This is a genomic window from Mesorhizobium sp. CNPSo 4671, assembly GCF_057784245.1.
This window is the reverse complement of the sequence record NZ_JBWLUW010000028.1, coordinates 1-16,756: the sequence shown is the minus strand read 5'-3', so window position 1 is coordinate 16,756 and position 16,756 is coordinate 1. Positions and strand designations below refer to the sequence as shown.

16 protein-coding genes are annotated in these 16,756 nt (G+C 60.8%); 14 read left to right on the top strand and 2 right to left on the bottom strand.

Annotated elements, in window-relative coordinates; translation table 11 throughout:
- The first annotated feature begins 1 nt into the window (after position 1).
- The 11 genes from AC04SF_RS35680 to AC04SF_RS35630 all read left to right on the top strand — a co-directional run bounded on the left by AC04SF_RS35680 (position 2) and on the right by AC04SF_RS35630 (position 12,372).
- Positions 2–2,413, top strand: coding sequence for a VirB4 family type IV secretion/conjugal transfer ATPase (locus AC04SF_RS35680; protein ID WP_488481605.1), 2,412 nt, complete (start codon positions 2–4; stop codon positions 2,411–2,413).
- Positions 2,410–3,288: a hypothetical protein gene (locus AC04SF_RS35675; protein WP_488481604.1), complete on the top strand. Its 879-nt coding sequence runs from the start codon at positions 2,410–2,412 to the stop codon at positions 3,286–3,288. The genes AC04SF_RS35680 and AC04SF_RS35675 overlap by 4 nt, the downstream gene beginning before the upstream one ends.
- A 41-nt stretch (positions 3,289–3,329) precedes the next feature.
- A complete protein-coding gene (locus AC04SF_RS35670; RefSeq protein ID WP_488481603.1) occupies positions 3,330–4,013 on the top strand; it encodes a type IV secretion system protein in 684 nt (227 codons plus the stop codon).
- Positions 4,014–4,239: 226 nt separating this feature from the next.
- A complete protein-coding gene (locus AC04SF_RS35665) occupies positions 4,240–5,310 on the top strand; it encodes a TrbL/VirB6 family protein (protein WP_006205830.1) in 1,071 nt (356 codons plus the stop codon).
- A gap of 15 nt (positions 5,311–5,325) precedes the next feature.
- Positions 5,326–6,057: a VirB8 family type IV secretion system protein gene (locus AC04SF_RS35660; protein WP_488481602.1), complete on the top strand. Its 732-nt coding sequence runs from the start codon at positions 5,326–5,328 to the stop codon at positions 6,055–6,057.
- Entirely contained in the window at positions 6,054–6,890 is an 837-nt protein-coding gene (virB9, locus tag AC04SF_RS35655; RefSeq protein ID WP_006205828.1) for a P-type conjugative transfer protein VirB9, read from the top strand. Before AC04SF_RS35660 ends, virB9 begins: the two co-directional genes overlap by 4 nt.
- Before the next feature lie 76 nt (positions 6,891–6,966).
- Positions 6,967–8,232 carry a type IV secretion system protein VirB10 gene (gene virB10 / locus AC04SF_RS35650; protein WP_488481601.1) on the top strand — a complete coding sequence of 422 codons (1,266 nt, stop codon included), beginning with the start codon at positions 6,967–6,969 and terminating at the stop codon, positions 8,230–8,232.
- Entirely contained in the window at positions 8,198–9,244 is a 1,047-nt protein-coding gene (gene virB11, locus AC04SF_RS35645; RefSeq protein ID WP_488481600.1) for a P-type DNA transfer ATPase VirB11, read from the top strand. The genes virB10 and virB11 overlap by 35 nt, the downstream gene beginning before the upstream one ends.
- Entirely contained in the window at positions 9,234–11,549 is a 2,316-nt protein-coding gene (locus AC04SF_RS35640; RefSeq protein ID WP_488481599.1) for a type IV secretory system conjugative DNA transfer family protein, read from the top strand. Before virB11 ends, AC04SF_RS35640 begins: the two co-directional genes overlap by 11 nt.
- A gap of 221 nt (positions 11,550–11,770) precedes the next feature.
- Positions 11,771–12,094, top strand: a complete 324-nt coding sequence (locus AC04SF_RS35635; protein WP_488481598.1) for a type II toxin-antitoxin system RelE/ParE family toxin — start codon at positions 11,771–11,773, stop codon at positions 12,092–12,094.
- Positions 12,091–12,372, top strand: a complete 282-nt coding sequence (locus AC04SF_RS35630; RefSeq protein WP_488481597.1) for a helix-turn-helix domain-containing protein — start codon at positions 12,091–12,093, stop codon at positions 12,370–12,372. Before AC04SF_RS35635 ends, AC04SF_RS35630 begins: the two co-directional genes overlap by 4 nt.
- 131 nt (positions 12,373–12,503) lie before the next feature.
- On the opposite strand, the gene AC04SF_RS35625 is transcribed toward AC04SF_RS35630, so the two are convergent.
- Both AC04SF_RS35625 and AC04SF_RS35620 read right to left on the bottom strand, forming a co-directional pair.
- Positions 12,504–14,774 carry a relaxase/mobilization nuclease domain-containing protein gene (locus tag AC04SF_RS35625; RefSeq protein ID WP_488481596.1) on the bottom strand — a complete coding sequence of 757 codons (2,271 nt, stop codon included), beginning with the start codon at positions 14,772–14,774 and terminating at the stop codon, positions 12,504–12,506.
- Positions 14,771–15,088: a hypothetical protein gene (locus AC04SF_RS35620; protein WP_488481595.1), complete on the bottom strand. Its 318-nt coding sequence runs from the start codon at positions 15,086–15,088 to the stop codon at positions 14,771–14,773. Before AC04SF_RS35620 ends, AC04SF_RS35625 begins: the two co-directional genes overlap by 4 nt.
- 420 nt (positions 15,089–15,508) lie before the next feature.
- On the opposite strand from AC04SF_RS35620, the gene AC04SF_RS35615 reads away from it, so the two are divergent.
- From AC04SF_RS35615 to AC04SF_RS35605, 3 genes are all read left to right on the top strand, one after another.
- Positions 15,509–16,018, top strand: coding sequence for a ParA family protein (locus tag AC04SF_RS35615; protein ID WP_488481594.1), 510 nt, complete (start codon positions 15,509–15,511; stop codon positions 16,016–16,018).
- On the top strand, positions 16,015–16,356 hold the full coding sequence (locus AC04SF_RS35610; RefSeq protein ID WP_488481593.1) for a hypothetical protein: 342 nt from the start codon (positions 16,015–16,017) through the stop codon (positions 16,354–16,356). Before AC04SF_RS35615 ends, AC04SF_RS35610 begins: the two co-directional genes overlap by 4 nt.
- Before the next feature lie 204 nt (positions 16,357–16,560).
- Positions 16,561–16,756 (top strand): WGR domain-containing protein (locus tag AC04SF_RS35605; RefSeq protein ID WP_488481592.1); only part of this gene is annotated, 196 nt, incomplete at its 3' end.

Genomic DNA, 16,756 nt, shown 5'->3' with positions numbered 1-16,756 from the left:
CGTGGCGATCGCACGGGCTCTGCGCGATGAACTGAGTTTCGGGGCCGTGTCTCGTCGGGAGAACCCGGTTTCAGCCCACATACCCTATTCGCGGCATGTGTCCGACGAGGTGATCAAGACGCAGGACGGCATGTTGATGTCCTTCGTTCACATGAGCGGGCTGTGCTTCGAGACGATCGACATCGCCGAGATCAATTCGCGCCTGCTCGGTCGCAACGATCTCATTCGGGGGTTGGCGAATTCCCGCTATGCGATCTACTCGCATATCCTGCGCCGCGAGGTGAAGCCGGCGATCGAGTCGAGCTTCGAGAATAAGTTCTGCCAAGAGCTGGATCAGCGCTATACGGCGGCCCTGCGCACCCAGCGCATGTTTGTGAACGACATCTACCTGACGATCGTGCGGCGCGAATTGCAGGGAACCGTCGGGACAGCGGATCTTGTGATCCGCAAGCTTTTGGGACGCAGGGCGGCGGACGGTCGCTCTTCGAGCGAGGAGCGGTCGCTGATCGAACTCACGGACGTGATGAAAGCCGTCCGAGAGAGCCTGCAGGCATATGGAGCGCGGGTTCTGACGGTCGTCAAGCGCAACGACGTTTGGCATTCCGAGCCGCTGGAATTCCTGGTGCAGCTTGTCAATGGCGGGTTTCCGCGGCCGATGGCACTGCCGCGCATGAAGCTCGCGGAGGCGCTGGCGACCAAGCGGCTGTTCTTCGGCCCGAATGCGCTGGAAATTCGCGGGGCGTTCCCTGGCGAAACGCGATACGGCGCCATCATTTCGGTAGGCGAGTACCCTTCCATTACGGGACCGGGTATGCTCAACCCAATGCTGAAGGTGCCGCACGAATTCATCGTGACGCAATCCTTCGCGATCATCGACAAGCCCCAGGCGCTGACCCAGATGGAGCGGGTCGGGCGCAAGATCGACATGTCGGATGAAGCCGGCTCGATTGTCGCCGATCAACTCGGCGAAGCGCGCGACGAGCTTTTATCTTCCGAAGCGCTTTATGGTTTGCATCATCTGACGGTGCTGTGCCTTGGGAAGACCATGGACGACGTGGCGCGCTGCGTGACCGACGTCGGCACCGCGCTGACGGAGGTGTCCGCCCTGTGGGTTCGCGAGGACCTCAATTGTGAACCAGCGTTCTGGGCCACCCTGCCCGGCAATTTCGCCTATGTGGCGCGCAAGTCGATGATCTCATCGAAGAACATGGCAGGCTTCTCGGCCTTCCATAACTATCCGAGCGGCCGGGCTGGCGGGGTGCATTGGGGAACGCCGATAAGCGTCCTCGAGACGACGTCGCAAACGGCCTACTTCTTCAACTTCCATGTTCGAGATCTCGGCAACTTCACCCTGAACGGTCCCTCGGGCTCGGGCAAGACGGTGCTGCTCGGCTTTCTCGCGGCACAGGCGCAGCGCATCACGCCGCGCCCCAAGTTGGTGATGATCGACAAGGATCGCGGCCTCGATATCTTCGTACGGTCGCTTGGCGGCCGCTATGAGGTTCTCAAGGCCGGCGAGCCTTCCGGCTTCAATCCGTTGCGCCTGCCCGATACGCCGCACAACCGGGAATTTCTCTTCCAGCTTTTCAGTTTCATGCTGCGTCGCGCCGACGGACACGCCCACTCGACGCGCGAGGAGCAAGTCATCCGCAACGCGATCGCCCAGGTGGCAAGCGCGCCGCCCGAAGGTCGAACAATGGAGGAGTTCGCCGAGCTGTTGCGTGGTGCGATGCGCGCCGGCGACGACGATCTTTATTCGCGCCTTCAGCCATGGATGAGGCCCGATCAGCGTGGTTGGTTGTTCAACAACGCCGAAGATTCGTTCTCGATGTCGTCCATTTTCGGCTTCGACATGACGAGCGTGTTGAGCGACGCGACGACCAGCACGGCCGCCCTGCTCTATATCTTCCATCGCATTGAGGAGCTGCTTGACGGGCAACCGGTCATGATCTTCCTCGATGAGGGCTGGAAGCTCCTGGACAATGATATTTTCAGCTACTTCATCAAGGACAAGCTGAAAACCATTCGAAAATTGAATGGCATCATTGGCTTCGGCACGCAGTCCGCGGCGGATATCGTGAAATCGTCGATCGCCAACACGCTGATCGAACAGACGCCGACCAATATCTTTTTCCCCAACCCGAAGGCAGATGAGGAGTCGCACAGGGCGTTCGGGCTGTCCGAGCGCGAGATCAAATGGATCCGCGAAACCCCGCCGGAAGCCCGCAAATTCCTGATCAAGCATGACCAGGACAGCGTCATTGCGCGCCTCAATCTGGGCGCGATGCCTGACGCGATCAAGATCCTCTCTGGTCGAATTGAGACGGTCCAGGAGCTCGACGCGCTGCGCGCGCGGGTCGGTGACGATCCGCAGGTTTGGTTGCCAATCTTTCTTGGGAGGGACCCGGAATGAATGCCATCGTTGGCGCGACGGCCGCCGTTGTGATGATTTTCGCCGGATCGATGGCGATGGCGGCCGTGCCGGTTTCTGACAGCTCTATTCTGTCGCGGCGGAGCGAGGACAAGGCCGACAAGGTTGAGATCAAGCTGATCCAGGAGGACACGAAGTCCGCAACGCAGGGCGTCAAATGCTCGGTGACGACCCCCAAAAAGGCGCAGAACGTGACGAGCCCCAAGCCTTCGCTTGATCCCGCGAGTGGCCGGGCCTCCCTGGAACAGGCCAATCCCGACATCAAGGGCTCAACGGCGTTCGCTTCGACAGGAACGGGATCAGGCGCTGTCGGCGGCAATGCCGGCGAACGAAGCCTTTTGGACAGCACCGGCCAGGTAGTCGGCGGCATGAATGGCAGCATGTCGACCGTGGGTCCCAACAAGCAGGTCTTCGAGACCATGGGCCAGGATATCGGGACCGATAAAACGGCCATGGAAGCCTTCGACCGCAACAGCGCAATCCGAGCCCAAGGCGGACTGACCTTCAACGAGGTGATTCAGGCAACTGGGTTCTTCGCCCAAGCTTTCAACGTGCGAAACATCGGCACGGCCGCACTGACAAGCCGGGGATCCTCCGGCCTCGTGGTGCCCAATCCCCCGCCCGCGCCGCCTGGCCCGGGCGGCTCGACGAGCTGTCCCGGACGGACGAGCGGCGGCACGGCCGCCAATACGTGCTGCCCCTCGACGGACAGCGCATGCCCGGTGCCGCGCACGACCGACACGGTTGAAAACGTGTCGCCCAGGCTTTCGCAAATCCAACGGGACGCCAACAGCGCTCCCGTCACCATGACGACCGACGAACTGATGTCGGCCGTCAAGCAATATCAGGCTCAATAGGAGAAAGCGCTATGCGTGGAATTCCGTTAACAGCGGCACTCTTGCTTGGCTTTGGCGGCATCGCCATTGCCCAGGTGCCTACGATCGACGAGGCCAATCTGGAACAGGCTCGGCAGATTGCATCGGCAACGAGCGAGATCCTCAGCACCGACCGCAACATCATGAACTATACGCAAGCGACACTGCAGGCCGTCACGGGCGACCGGTCGGGCGAGGCTGGTCAGCTCGCGCAGATCGCCTTGGGCAATGGCGGCTTCTCCATGGGAAGCGCGCCTTCGCTTGGCAGCGTGATCTCGGGCGGCTCGTTGTCGTTTGCCGGCCTCGGCAACGGATCGCAGGGAATGGTTTCAAACCTGATCAACGGCCTGCAGCTGGTGAAAACCATTTCGGGTCTGATCAATGGTCAGACGACGCAGATGGACAAGAACTACAGCGCCCTGGTGAACGTCGCGGCCACGGTCACCGGGCTGGTGGACTCCTCGCAAAATGGGGTGAAGACCCGTTCCAGCGCTTTTCAGTCGGGCGCTCAGCGGATCGGCACGGCGCAGGACATCAAGGGCTCGATCGATCAGAATAGCCAGATCATGGTGCAAACCGGTCTGACCGTGAACGAACTGATCGGCGCGGTGAACACCGCCACGGCGGCCGCCAACCAGGAAAACATCGATCGTATGAACCTGATCACCCAGGCCACGCGGGGGCTCGAATACAAGTCCGGCCAATGACGGTGCGCTTGCTTCTATCAGTGGCCGCCCTCATTGGCGCTCTCGTGACCTCGGGGTGCGGCCACAAGCCACTCAAGGCTCCATGCGCGCGCGATGAGGGACCGATGCAGCCGATGGCGTTCGCGGCGCCCGAACCAAGAACAGAAGCGAAGAAGCCATTCGAGTGTGGTCCGATGAAGGCACTCAATAGCGATCCATCGCTGTTTACAGGCGGGACGGCGAACAAATGAATTTCAATATCACGACGCTTCTGCAACAGGTCGACAAGTTCGGCAATAACTATGTATCGCAAGCCTACCAGAACCTCGCGTCGGCGCTGACCGGCGGGGGACAGGTGGGTGTCGCGGGCCTGATGCTGACGCTGTACGTGATATTTTGGGCCATCAGCATCTGGCAGGGAACCTCGACGGGATCGGGAAAAGAGATGGTCTGGCGCCTGTTTCGCGCCTTCGTCATCTACGCTCTGGCGACCAGCTGGGGGGACTTTCAAACATATGCGTATTCGTTCGCGAATGACACACCTTCCGCGATCGGGAACAGCCTTCTCACGAGTGTTTCGGCCAATGTGACCGGGACATCAGCCGGGCTGAACTCCGTCAACTCCGTGCAGACGGCCCTGCAGAATATCTGGGATTCGCTCGCCAACTCCACGTCCGCTTTTATCAAGAGCCTTGGGGTGTTGAACTTCGGCGGCTACGTGCTGGCGGCGATCATCCTTGTCGTTGGCGCGCTGCTCATCGGTTATGCGATCTTCCTCATCATCCTGTCGAAGATCTTTCTTTGGCTTTTGCTGGCGCTCGCCCCCGTGTTCATCATTCTCATGCTGTTCGGCTACACAACCCGGTTCTTCGCCGGCTGGATAACCGCGATCGTGCAGTACATGTGTGTGCAGATTCTGGTCTACGCCTTCTGCGCCTTCTTCATCTCGATCACCCAGACCTATTTCGACGCGGTCAACCGGTCGAATGGTGCTGCGACCACGACCTTGACCGAAGCCGCGCCGCTAATCCTGATCTGCCTCGTCGGCGTGCTGCTGCTGTCACAAATCACCAACGTTGCCGCCTCGCTAGCAGGCGGAATTGGTATTGGAACGCCTTCGTTTGGGCGCTTCTACGGCGGCGCCTTCGCGGCGATGGGCCAAGCCGGTCAGCGCAGGCTGATGGGACGCTTGGGCTGGAGCACGCGGCAGGAACGCCTGGCGGGTCGCGAGCGGGCGCGCGTCAGCCTCGCACAAAGAAGGTACGAGGATTCAGCGGAATATGCGCGGCTTTCCCGAAAGCTGACGGATCCCGCATAGTCTTGGGGCGCACCAATGAGCGATGTGAAGGAAAACGCTGGGGCACCGGCGAAGGAAATCCAGTCTCCCTTGCCGTACTATGTGGATGCGGCAATCTGGGAAAAAGATATCGCGCGGCGCAATCGTTGGTCGCGATCCCTGGCGTGGTGTGTGGCGAGCGTCGCCTCGGTCATTGCCGTAGCAGCGGTGGGCGCGCTGATCCTTGCGCTGCCGCTCAAGACTTATGAGCCCTATATGGTGGTGGTCGACAAATCCACCGGGTTTGTCGAGGTCAAGCGGCCGCTGGCCGACGGGCCTTTGCAGCAGGACGAGTCGATGGGGATGTTCGATATCGTCCGTTATGTGAAGGCTCGCGAGACCTACGATCCGAAGGCGCTGAAGGACAACTTCGATCTGGCGCAATTGCTGAGCGCCGGCGATGCCTCGAGGGAGCTCGTCGAGCTTTTCAGTCCGGCGAACAAGGTGACGAACCCCGTGGTGTTGTACGGGCGAAACACCGTCGTGGCGGTGACTGTGAAGTCGGTGACATTTCCTAACCAAAGGACCGCCCTGGTCCGTTTCATGACGGAGGAAAAGAGCCAGGCGAACACGGTGCAGCGGCATTGGGTATCGTTGATCCGGTTCCGCTACACCGGTGTGCCGGCCAAAAACGAGATCCGCTTTCAAAATCCGCTTGGCTTCCAGGTGCTCGAATATCGGCGCGATCAGGAGACGGCGCCGGCACCCACGGCGGAGACACCGCAATGAAGGTCGCCGGCATCCTGATGGCAATCGGGCTCGGCGTTTGCGCGGTTCAGCCGGCCCTTGCCGAACAGACCCCTCGGGCGGGATCTCGTGACAGTCGTATTCGCTTCGTCTGGTATCAGAAGGACGATGTGGTGTCGGTGCCGGCCAGCTACGGCGCCTCGACCATGATCGAATTCGGCGATGACGAGAAAATCGAAACCCTGGGCGCTGGAGACGTCCCGGCCTGGAGCATTGAGCCCAACAAGAAGGGCAATGTGCTGTTTGTGAAGCCGATCGAGAAGAATGCGGGCGGGAATCTCAATGTCCTGACCAACAAGCGCAGCTATGTGTTCTTCCTCAACGGCGAGTTTCGGCCGGTTGCACAACAAGTCTACGCGATCAAGTTCCGCTATCCCGAAGAGGCATCGGACGCGGCGCTGATGGATGAAGCCCAGGCCCGGGCGGCCCAGCCGAACCGGCAGGCATTCAAGGCCGAAAACGCCAACTCGTCCTATGCCTATAAGGGGGCGTCGGCAAATAAGCCGCTCGTGATCTACGACGATGGCGTGAAGACCTGGTTCCGCTTCGATCCGGCAAGGGAAGTGCCGGCGATCTATGTCGTCGACAGCGAGCGCAATGAGACCCTTGTGAACTATCGCCGCGAGGGCGCGTACATCGTCGTCGACAAGGTCAACTACCAATGGACCCTACGCAACGGCAACGACGCGACCTGCGTCTTCAATCTGAGGCTGAACAATGTGAACGAACCGACCGGGCTTGAACCTTACGAGCCGCAGCGTGTCGGCGGTGGGACTGTTCGGAAAGTGAGGGGACCCTATGCCATCTCCCAATGAGTACAGAATGCTCGCTGAGGAAGGCACAGCCGTCGCCGCGCCAAAATTCGGGGCGACCACATTCTTCAAGATCGCGGTGCCGCTGGGCGCGGTGGTGTTCGCCGGCTGGATGATCTATGCGGCGACGCGTGCGCCAGACAAGCCGCTGTTGACGGCGTCGGATGGCGAGGAGTTTCACACCACGCAGTTTCCCGCACCGGGGCTCGATACGCCGCGCCCCCAGCTTGATAACGGCACCCTGAAAATACCGACGGCTCCCGAGGAGCCGCCGGCAGCGCCGGCACAGCCGCCGTCGGCGGTCGAGGCGCCGCCGCCCCCTCCACCGGCCCTGCAACCGCCCGCAGCTCCACCACAGGTGCAGGATGATTCCGAAGCCCGTCGTCTGGCTGAGGAAGAACGGCGCAGGCAGGAAGAAGAGGAGCGGCGCAAATGGGAGCGCTTGCGCGCCAAGCAGCTCGTCGTCGATAGCGGCGACGCGCCTGGCAGTGCATCAGCACTGGCCGCCAATGGAGCGGATGCCGCGGCGCTCGGAAATGCAGGCGAGGGCGAGGAGGATCCCAACCGGCGTTTTTTGGCAAGGGCGAGCCAGAGCGGAGCGGATACATCGAAGGCCACGATGAACCCGCGCACGGACGCTCTGGTCGCCCAAGGGACGATGATCAAGGGCGTGCTCGAGACCGCCATCCAGAGCGATCTTGCAGGCATGGTTCGGGCCGTGGTCTCGGAGGATGTGTGGTCGTTCGACGGCCGCAGGGTTTTGATCCCCGCTGGCTCCCGCCTTATCGGTGAATATCGCAGTGGCCTCGCAACCGGCCAAACGCGGGTGTTCATTGTGTGGACACGCCTGCTTCGATCGGACGGCATGTCGGTGCAGCTCGGCTCGACCGGCACCGACGAGCTCGGTCGGAGCGGTATGCCGGGCGAGGTCGACAACCACTATTTCGAGCGCTTCGGCTCGGCGATCCTTCTGAGTGTCGTGGGCGGCGCGACGCAGTTCATCGCCAACCTTGGCAACGACCAGAACGGGTCGAACACCAACCAGACCTACACGGACCCGCAGACCGGACAGACGGTGACAATCCAGACGCAACCCAACCAGTACATGCAGAGCGCGCGCCAGATCGGCGCGCAACAGATTTCGCAAAGCCTCAACCGCATTGCCGAAGAGGCGCTTCGCAACTCGATCAATATCGCGCCCACGATCCATGTCGATCAGGGGTCGCGCATCATGGTGTTCGTCCGCCGCGACCTCGATTTTTCCGAATTCTATCCGGACCCGGTGCGCGAGGCGTTGAGGGAGATCCGACGTGAGCGGGCAGCAAAGAACCGTCTTTCTAAATAAGGCGCTGGAGCCCGTGCGGCGCTGGCTCGACGACGATCGCGTGGTGGAAATCTGTGCAAACGGGCCTGGACTTGTGTGGGTCGAAATCGTCGGCTCGACACATATGGAGCCCTTCGACGTGCCCGAGCTCGACCGCGCCGCGATCACCTACCTCATGGAACGTATAGCCGCATCATCCTCGCAGTCCGTCAGCGAGGAAAATCCCTTGCTTTCGGCCGCCCTGCCCGGCGGCGAACGCTTTCAGGGCGTGCTTGCGCCGGCGACACCGGCAGGAGGCGCCTTCGCAATCCGCAAGCAGGTCGTGAAGGAAATGCGCCTTGAGGATTATCGCAAACGTGGGTCCTTCGATACGATCTCCGTCCAGGATCTCGGCGAACTGAGCGACACCGACAGCGCCCTTTGCGAATATCTCGACGCCGGCAAGATCGAGGATTTCCTGCGCCTGGCAGTGCGGGAACGGTATTCGATCTTGCTTTCAGGAGGCACGTCGTCGGGCAAAACGACCTTTCTGAACGCGATTTTGCATGAGGTACCTTCGGATGAAAGGATCCTCACCATTGAGGACACGCGAGAGGTCAAACCACACCAGCCCAACTATCTGCCGCTGGTGGCGTCAAAGGGCGACCAGGGCCTGGCGCGCGTGACCGTTGAAACGCTGCTGCAGGCGGCAATGCGCCTGCGGCCGGATCGAATCTTCCTGGGCGAGATCCGGGGAGCCGAAGCCTATTCGTTCTTGCGCGCCGTCAACACGGGTCATCCCGGATCGATCACGACGATCCATGCGGACAGCCCGGCCGGTGCGTTTGAGCAGCTGGCATTAATGGTCATGCAGGCTGGGCTCGGTCTGAGCAAGGCGGAGATCATCGATTACGTGCGGTCGGTTTTGCCGATTGTGATCCAACAGACGCGCCGGGGCGGCTGGCGCGGCACTTCGGCGATCTGGTTCAACCGCATGACTGAATGGAGAGCCGCCAGAAAGGTTCCCCAGGATGTCTCGCGTATTGGCCTATAGACTTTTCCTCGGCCTCATCGGTCTCGCCGCTTTCTTTGCCCTTTGGAGCCTGGCTTACGAGCTGGTGGCGACATGGCGGTGGAATCCCGCCCTGCCTTCTGAAGGAGCCTCGCGCTGGGGGCTTTTGCGGTACCAGAACGCGCAACGCAGCCTGAGCGGCCTGTTCGTTGCCTGGCAGCACTTCAGTCAGCGCTTGGCCTATCATCCCACGCAAAGCGAGACGATCATCCGCGGCGCGGTCGCGGTCGCAATTGTCGTGGCGATCGGCGTCGGCTTGATCTTTGCAAGCCTGATCAACCGCAAGCCAAAGCACTACGGCGATGCGCGGTTCGGCACAATCATGGACGCCGAAAGGAAAAACCTGCTGGCAAAGCAAGGCTTGATCCTCGGCAAGATGGGCGGGGCGACGATCCGCTCGGACGATCCCGCGCACGTCCTCGTGGTCGGGCCGACCCGATCCGGCAAGGGCGTCAGCTTTGTCATACCGAACGGGTATATGTGGCGAGGATCCTCGGTGTGGTTCGATCCGAAGCGGGAGAACTTCGAGGCGTTCGGTGCACACCGGCAGGCTCTCGGTGACAAGGTCTTTTTCTTTTCGCCCGGCGAGCAGGATTCGCATCGCTATAATCCGCTGGATTTCATCCGGAGCGATGCGCGCATGCCGACGGACTGCGCGGTGGTCTCCTCCTTCATCATCCCGGAGGCGACAGGGAGTTCCGAGATCTGGGCGCGCGCCGGCCGGCAGCTGCTTTCGGCCATGATAGGTTATGTGCTGACGTCACCACGCTATGAGGGGCAGCGTCATTTGCGCGCCGTCGCGATGCTCCTTTCGACCGGTGTGGATTTTCTCAGGGTGCTGACGAATATCCGCAATGACGAGGAAAAATATCTGCCTTCGTGGGTCGTGCACGGGCTCAACCAGTTCATTGCGCTGGAAAAGGAAACGCGAAACTCGGCCTACTTCAACCTGACGGCGGCTCTCAACCCCTGGACCAATGATCTCGTTGCAGCCGCTACGGCGTCGACCGATTTCGATATCTCGAAGTTTCGCAAGGACCCGACGGCGCTCTTCATCGGCTGCTCGGTGGCGCAGCTCGACGTGTTCCGGCCCATCATCAAACTCCTGGTTCAGCAAATCCATGATGTGCTGATGGCTTCCTCGCCAGGTCCTGACGAGCCATATCAGGTCCTGGTGATGATCGACGAGTTTCGCCAGCTCGGCAAAATGGAGTCTATCGTTTCCAAGCTGGCGATCAACGCGGGCTATGGCTTTCGCATGGTCCTGATCCTGCAGGATCTTGCCCAGCTTGACGAAGTCTATGGAAAAGCGACGCGGCAGACCACGGTGACGGCGTGTCAGGTGAAGCTTTTCATCCGCATGAACGACGTTGAGACCTCGGAACATGTCTCTGAAATGCTGGGGCCGACCACGATCGAGGTCGCCACACCGATCATCAGGGCCGGGCAAGGTATATTTGGGGGCCGAGACAAGAGCTTAAGTTATCAGGAAAGACCGTTCCGGACGGCGGCGGAGCTTCGGCAGATGCCGGCGAACCAGGCCGTGGTTCTGGGCTCGAGCCCCCCTGGTTTTATGGTGCGCAAGATCACCTATTATAAGGACGCTCCCTATAAGGCTACCTACCAGCAATTTCGGCACCGGCGCTTGAAGGTTCCGCCTCTCTCACGATGGCAGGATCTTCCGCTGCGCTCCATGGCGGAGGTCGAAGCGGCGGCCAACAACGCGCCGGCGGCACCTTTCGAGTTGGGGGAACCCGATACCGTCGAAGCGCCGGTTTCGAGCGATACAGCCTATGCCGATGCGGTGCCGCCTGCGACTGGTGCGGCGGCTGAAAGGGCTGGTCCCGTCGAGTTAAAGCCGAAAGTAAAGAGCGACAGCGCGGACGCACCACAGGCGCTGCCAAGCTCAGGCCTTCCAACGGGCGGTGAGGCTGAAGCAAGGAGCGAGGTCGCCGCCGAGGTTCCGGAGTTGAAGCCGAAGCGGACCGATCAGACAGCCGATGATGCGCCGCGGCCGCTTCCCACCCTTGGCCGGCGATCGGCGCCGGCAGCATCAAAGGCGTCCGACCCGAGTGCGTCTGAAGGCAAGGCGAGTATCTTGCAATTCCAAGTCCGGCCGGGAAACAAGTCCACGTCGATCGCCGCGCTGCTCGCATCGCTCGATCAGGAAGTGGAGGCCGGCGCTCGTTCCCTGTCACCGTCAGTGGATAGCGGAGATGTCGACGGGGTACCGTCAGCCGCTCTTGAGGCGCTGCAGGATCAAATTAGACGTCACGGCGATCGCTAGGACGTGAAATTCAGTTGAATACAAATGAGCGATTTGTGCCTTCGGTGCCTATGTCGAGTGTGAGAACCAGACGAAACGTCCCTAATCCGATGGCGGGCGAATCGAGCCGGTTCGCGCGCCTCCCGGTTCTTGGTCGGGACGTGAGCTGATTTGCTCGTCCGTAAAATGCGATTGATTTTCACCCTAGGCAGCCTGTATCAAAACCGATACAGTGCACCGCGATGAAGGTGATTGAGTGGCTTGGAAGCAGTAGGCCGGATGTTCGAGCTTTTCCTGACGATGCGCGGATAGATGCCGGCTGGCAGCTTGAACTTGTCCAGCGCGGCGACGATCCCGACGACTGGAAGCCTATGCAGATCGTTGGGGCCGGCGTCAGGGAAATCAGAGTCCGGGAGGCATCGGGAGCGTTCCGTGTCATCTATCTGGCAACCCTGGAGGACCGCGTTTTGGTGCTTCATGCGTTCCAAAAGAAGACACAGGCCGCATCCAAGAAAGACCTCGATCTGGCGGCTCAACGGCTAAGACGATGGAAGGCAGAACGATGAACGTAGAAACCTATGAGAACGTCTGGGACGCCCTGGCGGACACCGAACAGGAGGCAGCAAACCTTAAAGCGCGCTCGGCGCTGCTCTACGAAATCCGTAAGGCAGTCCAGCGTTGGGGCATTCCCCAGGAGGAAGCCGCCAAGCGGCTCGGCCTGACGCGCCCTCGTATCAATGATCTGCTGCGCGGTAAGCTCGCCAAGTTCTCGCTTGACGCGCTCGTCAACATCGCCGCCTCCGCTCACCTGGATATAGAAATCCGGGTGAAGGAGGTTGCATAATCACGAGGTGTCTAATCCTCGTCTTTCCTCGGAGTACATCCGCGTTGGACGCGAGCGTGTGCCGAACGGAGCCGCTGCCAGAGCCCGGCTTAGGGAACAACGAGCCCACACAGTGGTGCATGGCGAGGCAACTACTGCTTTTGCGGCTTTTGTGAATCCGGAACTTCGCCTTCGACTGGAGCGATGTTGATGCTTCTCGACTGCAGGCGCTGCAGTTCTTCGAGCCGTTCGCCTTTGACGATCTCGGGATCAAGCGGCTCGTGAGGATTGTGCGCCAATGAACGCGCGGCTTCACTTGCGGCTTGTGCCTCGCGGGCTTCCTTCGCAGCAATGCTTTCGGCATTGCGCACCATTTCGCGGTCTTGCGCGACCTGCTCAAGCGAGGTCGGATCAGCCGATCCGGCGCGTTCGTCGCGGACCTCCTGCTCCATGGCGCGATTGCGTATTTCACGAGCCCGATCGGCCTCAAGCCGCTCAGCCGCCTCGATCTCCTGGGCGCGATGAATCAAAGCTTCGGCGCGCGCACCGGCAATCCGATGGGCCTGGTCTTCGCTGACATGCGTGACGCCACCTTCCTCCATCGATTTGAGATCCGTCCGGATCGCCAATAGCTCCATGGTGGGCGCTGCGCGCCGTAAGAACTCCGCTTTCGTCTGGCCGTTCATCATGGCCGCTGTCTTGTTAACGGTCTCGTTGATCTGTTTTAGGTTTTCCCGCATCTGGTCCGCGGTGGCATCTGAACTCATTTGAACACCCTTTCCATCTCGAATAGCGACCACAACAGTACCGGATCGGAAAGCTCGCGTCATCCGATCAATAAATTGACTCGCTATCGCGTTATTCGGCTGAGAAGCAGCAACCGAGTGCCAGTCCCGAAGGCTTGCCTGGGTGGCCTGCAGCTGGCGCGCCGAAATCGGAATCTTGATCGGGTTGGCCCTCGCGTAGTCGATCCGCTGGCGGGCTTTCTCAATGACGTTCGGGTTTGCACGGGCGTAGGCGCGATCACGCGCCTCCCTGCCCGGTCGCGGCTTTTCGGCCGTGGCCACAATCGCCCTGTCGCGCGGGCCATAGCTTTGTGATGATGCTCGATAGGCCGCGGAAGTCGCGACGATTTTCATGCCCTGCGCTTGTGCGTGCTGGGCATAGAGCGCGCGCCATTCGCGAAGCTGGGCCGGACCTGGTCGCAATCGCTGACCATCCTCGCCCTTCACCGCGACGATGGCATGGACATGAATATGGCCGCCCTCCTCGGCCATGTCGGCATGCATCCCAAAAGCGAATTTGTGATTGGGGAACTGTTCATGCAGGAATCCACGTGCCGCCCTCACCAGGGCTTGTCCGTCCTCACCTGCCTTGGCCGACAGGATCATATGCATGGTGTCGCGAGGCTTATAGGAATTCAGCGTCTTGTCCCAGGATTGCGCGGTCTGCCGGACCGCCTCCTCAGACGCAATCGTGACGCCGTCGGCGCCGATCACCGCTCCGTCATGGGTAAGGCGCGAGAGCTGGAACACGACACCAGCTTTGCCGTGGCTGGGTTCCCCAATTGGCTTGACCGAAACAGTATCCTCCTTGACCCCAAGCGTCTCGGCGATCCGCGAGGCGATCATGGCCCGGGTCGGTGCCGAGAACTGGCGATCCTGCTGGCGCCGATCGGAAAGGTGAAACCGATGCTTCTTCTTCTCGTCTCCATTCTCGCCCCGCACGACGCTGTGTCCGGCCATGGTCGCGACGACACGCGCAACGCTCGATCCGTCCTGCAGCTTGTCGATACGATAGGCGAAACCGTGGCCGGCAAAGCCAGCCTGAACCGCCAATGAAAGGCGCTCGGCATTCTCCTCTCCTGCCACCGAAAGCCGGAACGTCGCGACATCGTCGCTTTCCCGCCGCTTGTCGAAGCCCTTGCCCCACTGTTTCATTTCCTCGGCAACGGCGGCCTGCGTCGCGAGGATGCGGGCGTCGTGAGTTTCGAGCGCGACGCCCTCCTTCTGGATATATTGACTGATGGCGGCTGCTCTTGTGACGCCATGCCCATAGGAAATCACCTTCAGAACCGCCGGCTGATACCCGGCCGCCAGCCGGTCGGCAGCCGCTCTCGGCGTAGGTCCGCCGGCGAGCTTCCGCCGCTTCGTTGGCAGGGCGAAGTTTAGTCGCCCGGCTTTACCGCGCGGCGGCTCCAACTCCCGGGCAGACGAGCGCGGCACGGCCGGTTCCGGGGGCTGACTTCCATCGAAACCGCCCTCCCCCGGCCGGCCGCGAACCGTCTTGAACAACCAATCATCGTCATTTCCAGCAAAGGACAAAAGGGCCCGACGCCGGCGCTTGCGGTTCTCTTCTTCAAAAGCTGCGCTCGCTCGAATCCGATCGGCTATGGCCTGTATGGACGGCGGGTCTAGGTTCACGCGTCCTCACCATCCAGCAGATGCGCCGCCTTCCGAAGTTTCAGGCCATGGGCGATCGTCATTGCCGTCAATTCGGCGTCGACAGCTTTCACCCTGACATCCAGTGCGTGCCATATTGGCAACGTCGCCTCCATTGGGACGGCGTGGCCGGAATGAATGGCATGCAGAAGCTGGCTGAGGTTTCGGCCGACCATCCGGAATTGCGAGGCCAAGGCCGCGACATTGCGTGAATTCTCTGCCGACAGAGCGGGGCCGATATCCAGGCTGGCCCGGATGATGCGCCGCAACGTCTCCGCTCGGTCAAGCTGGAACACCTTGCAGGCCTCGTCCAGGAGTGCGCCCGCCTCCGGCCCGATATCGATCCGGGAGCGCTTTCGAGTGTCATTTTGGGCGGGTCTGGTGTCGAAAATTCTCGCCATGGCGGATGGGCCTCACGTCGAAGACGGTCCAGGTCGAAGCGAAGCGACGACCTGCTCAGCCAATTTGGACCCAAATTGCGTATCTTGTCAATTAAATACGCAACATTATACTAACTCACTGATGCACCAATCCTGAGTCGCATTTGCACACTCGAACATTGCACTAAATGCCGGAATTCATATTATAATACAGTCGCTTATGCGCCTTTGCACTTTGTCGCATCGGCGCATTGGCACAATGAAAGAAGGTCACTTTGGTGCCAGTTCGCCTCTGCGCTTTGGCGTCAAGGTGGCACACGAACATTGGGAGAAAAAATGCCGGAACAACGCGCGGTTCAAATCACAGTGGCCTCGCCCAAAGGCGGGGTCGGCAAGACCATGACCACCATTCTGCTCGCTGGCGAATTCGCCGCCGCCGGTCACCGGGTGACGGTGCTCGACACCGATCCGCAATTGTCCGCGGTGGAGTGGAGCAAAAACAGTCACCGCGCCGGGTACGCTCTTTCGAACATCAACGTCATCCCTATCAGCTCGACCGACGAACTGATCGACCGCCTGGCGCAATCTGACGGCGAGGACCTTCTGCTGGTCGACGTCCAGGGCACGGCCGTGGCTGCCCTCGGCCCGGCCGTCGCCAACGCTGACTTCGTGCTGATCCCAACGAAAGCGCACGTCTTCGATGTCAAGCAGTGCCTCGGCCTGATCCGGCACATCCGCTCGCTTGGCGGACGCCACCGCGACAAGGCGGTGCAGGACGCTCGCGACCAGACGAATGCCCTGACCGCCGAGATCATCCGCAAACTGAACGGAGCCACCTCGCAATGAACGAGAAAAGCGATCGGACCGCAAACCAGCTGCCGCTGCCTGCCTTGAAACCGCGTGCCCGTTCGGATGATCCGTTCTCGCGCAACATGGCTGCCATAGTGGAATCCAGCATCAGCGAAACGGACAACCTGGAGCAGCAGACGAGAACCCAGTCTGCCAGAACGGCGAATGCGAAGCTCGAAAAGCCAAAGGCAGCCGGCGAGACAGCCCGGGTGCACACGCGCATTCCGGTCTCGCAGATGATCGAGCTGCAGGTCCATTGCGCGCGCAATAGGACAACCATGCAGGAGGTGGTTCAGGGTCTGATAACGGAATTCCTTGCCCGGCAGCCGAAGTAGCCGGACGTGGTGATCAGCGTCGATCGTTACGACCGACCGCGCACGACCCGGCCCCGACAAGGGATTGGCTGCATCTCTGCGGAAAGGGTCATGAGTCGAACGACTGACGTTCGGTTCCACCCATCACCAGAGTGAATCGATCCGCGTCTGCTGATTCAAACCATTCATTGGACGCGCGCGCCCGGCTGCGCGATTCTGTGCGCAATGATCGCGCAGCTCTATCGCCTCTGTATCGAACGTCGCGACGCGCGTCGGAACATGGCGCGCTTCTATGCACTGTCGATCGAGGAGACCCTGTTCGGCCAGACCTGCCTGGTCCGGCGTTGGGGCCGGATTGGAACCACCGGCCGCACGATACAGCACTCCTTTGATACCGAGGGTGAAGCCGTCGCCCTTTTCC

Bases quoted from the DNA above. Each gene is read 5' to 3' on its own strand.
- AC04SF_RS35665 (WP_006205830.1), top strand. From the start codon at position 4,240: ATGAATTTCAATATCACGACGCTTCTGCAACAGGTCGACAAGTTCGGC.
- virB9 (WP_006205828.1), top strand. From the start codon at position 6,054: ATGAAGGTCGCCGGCATCCTGATGGCAATCGGGCTCGGCGTTTGCGCG.
- AC04SF_RS35675 (WP_488481604.1), top strand. From the start codon at position 2,410: ATGAATGCCATCGTTGGCGCGACGGCCGCCGTTGTGATGATTTTCGCC.
- AC04SF_RS35615 (WP_488481594.1), top strand. From the start codon at position 15,509: ATGCCGGAACAACGCGCGGTTCAAATCACAGTGGCCTCGCCCAAAGGC.
- AC04SF_RS35660 (WP_488481602.1), top strand. From the start codon at position 5,326: ATGAGCGATGTGAAGGAAAACGCTGGGGCACCGGCGAAGGAAATCCAG.
- AC04SF_RS35610 (WP_488481593.1), top strand. From the start codon at position 16,015: ATGAACGAGAAAAGCGATCGGACCGCAAACCAGCTGCCGCTGCCTGCC.
- AC04SF_RS35635 (WP_488481598.1), top strand. From the start codon at position 11,771: ATGAAGGTGATTGAGTGGCTTGGAAGCAGTAGGCCGGATGTTCGAGCT.
- AC04SF_RS35630 (WP_488481597.1), top strand. From the start codon at position 12,091: ATGAACGTAGAAACCTATGAGAACGTCTGGGACGCCCTGGCGGACACC.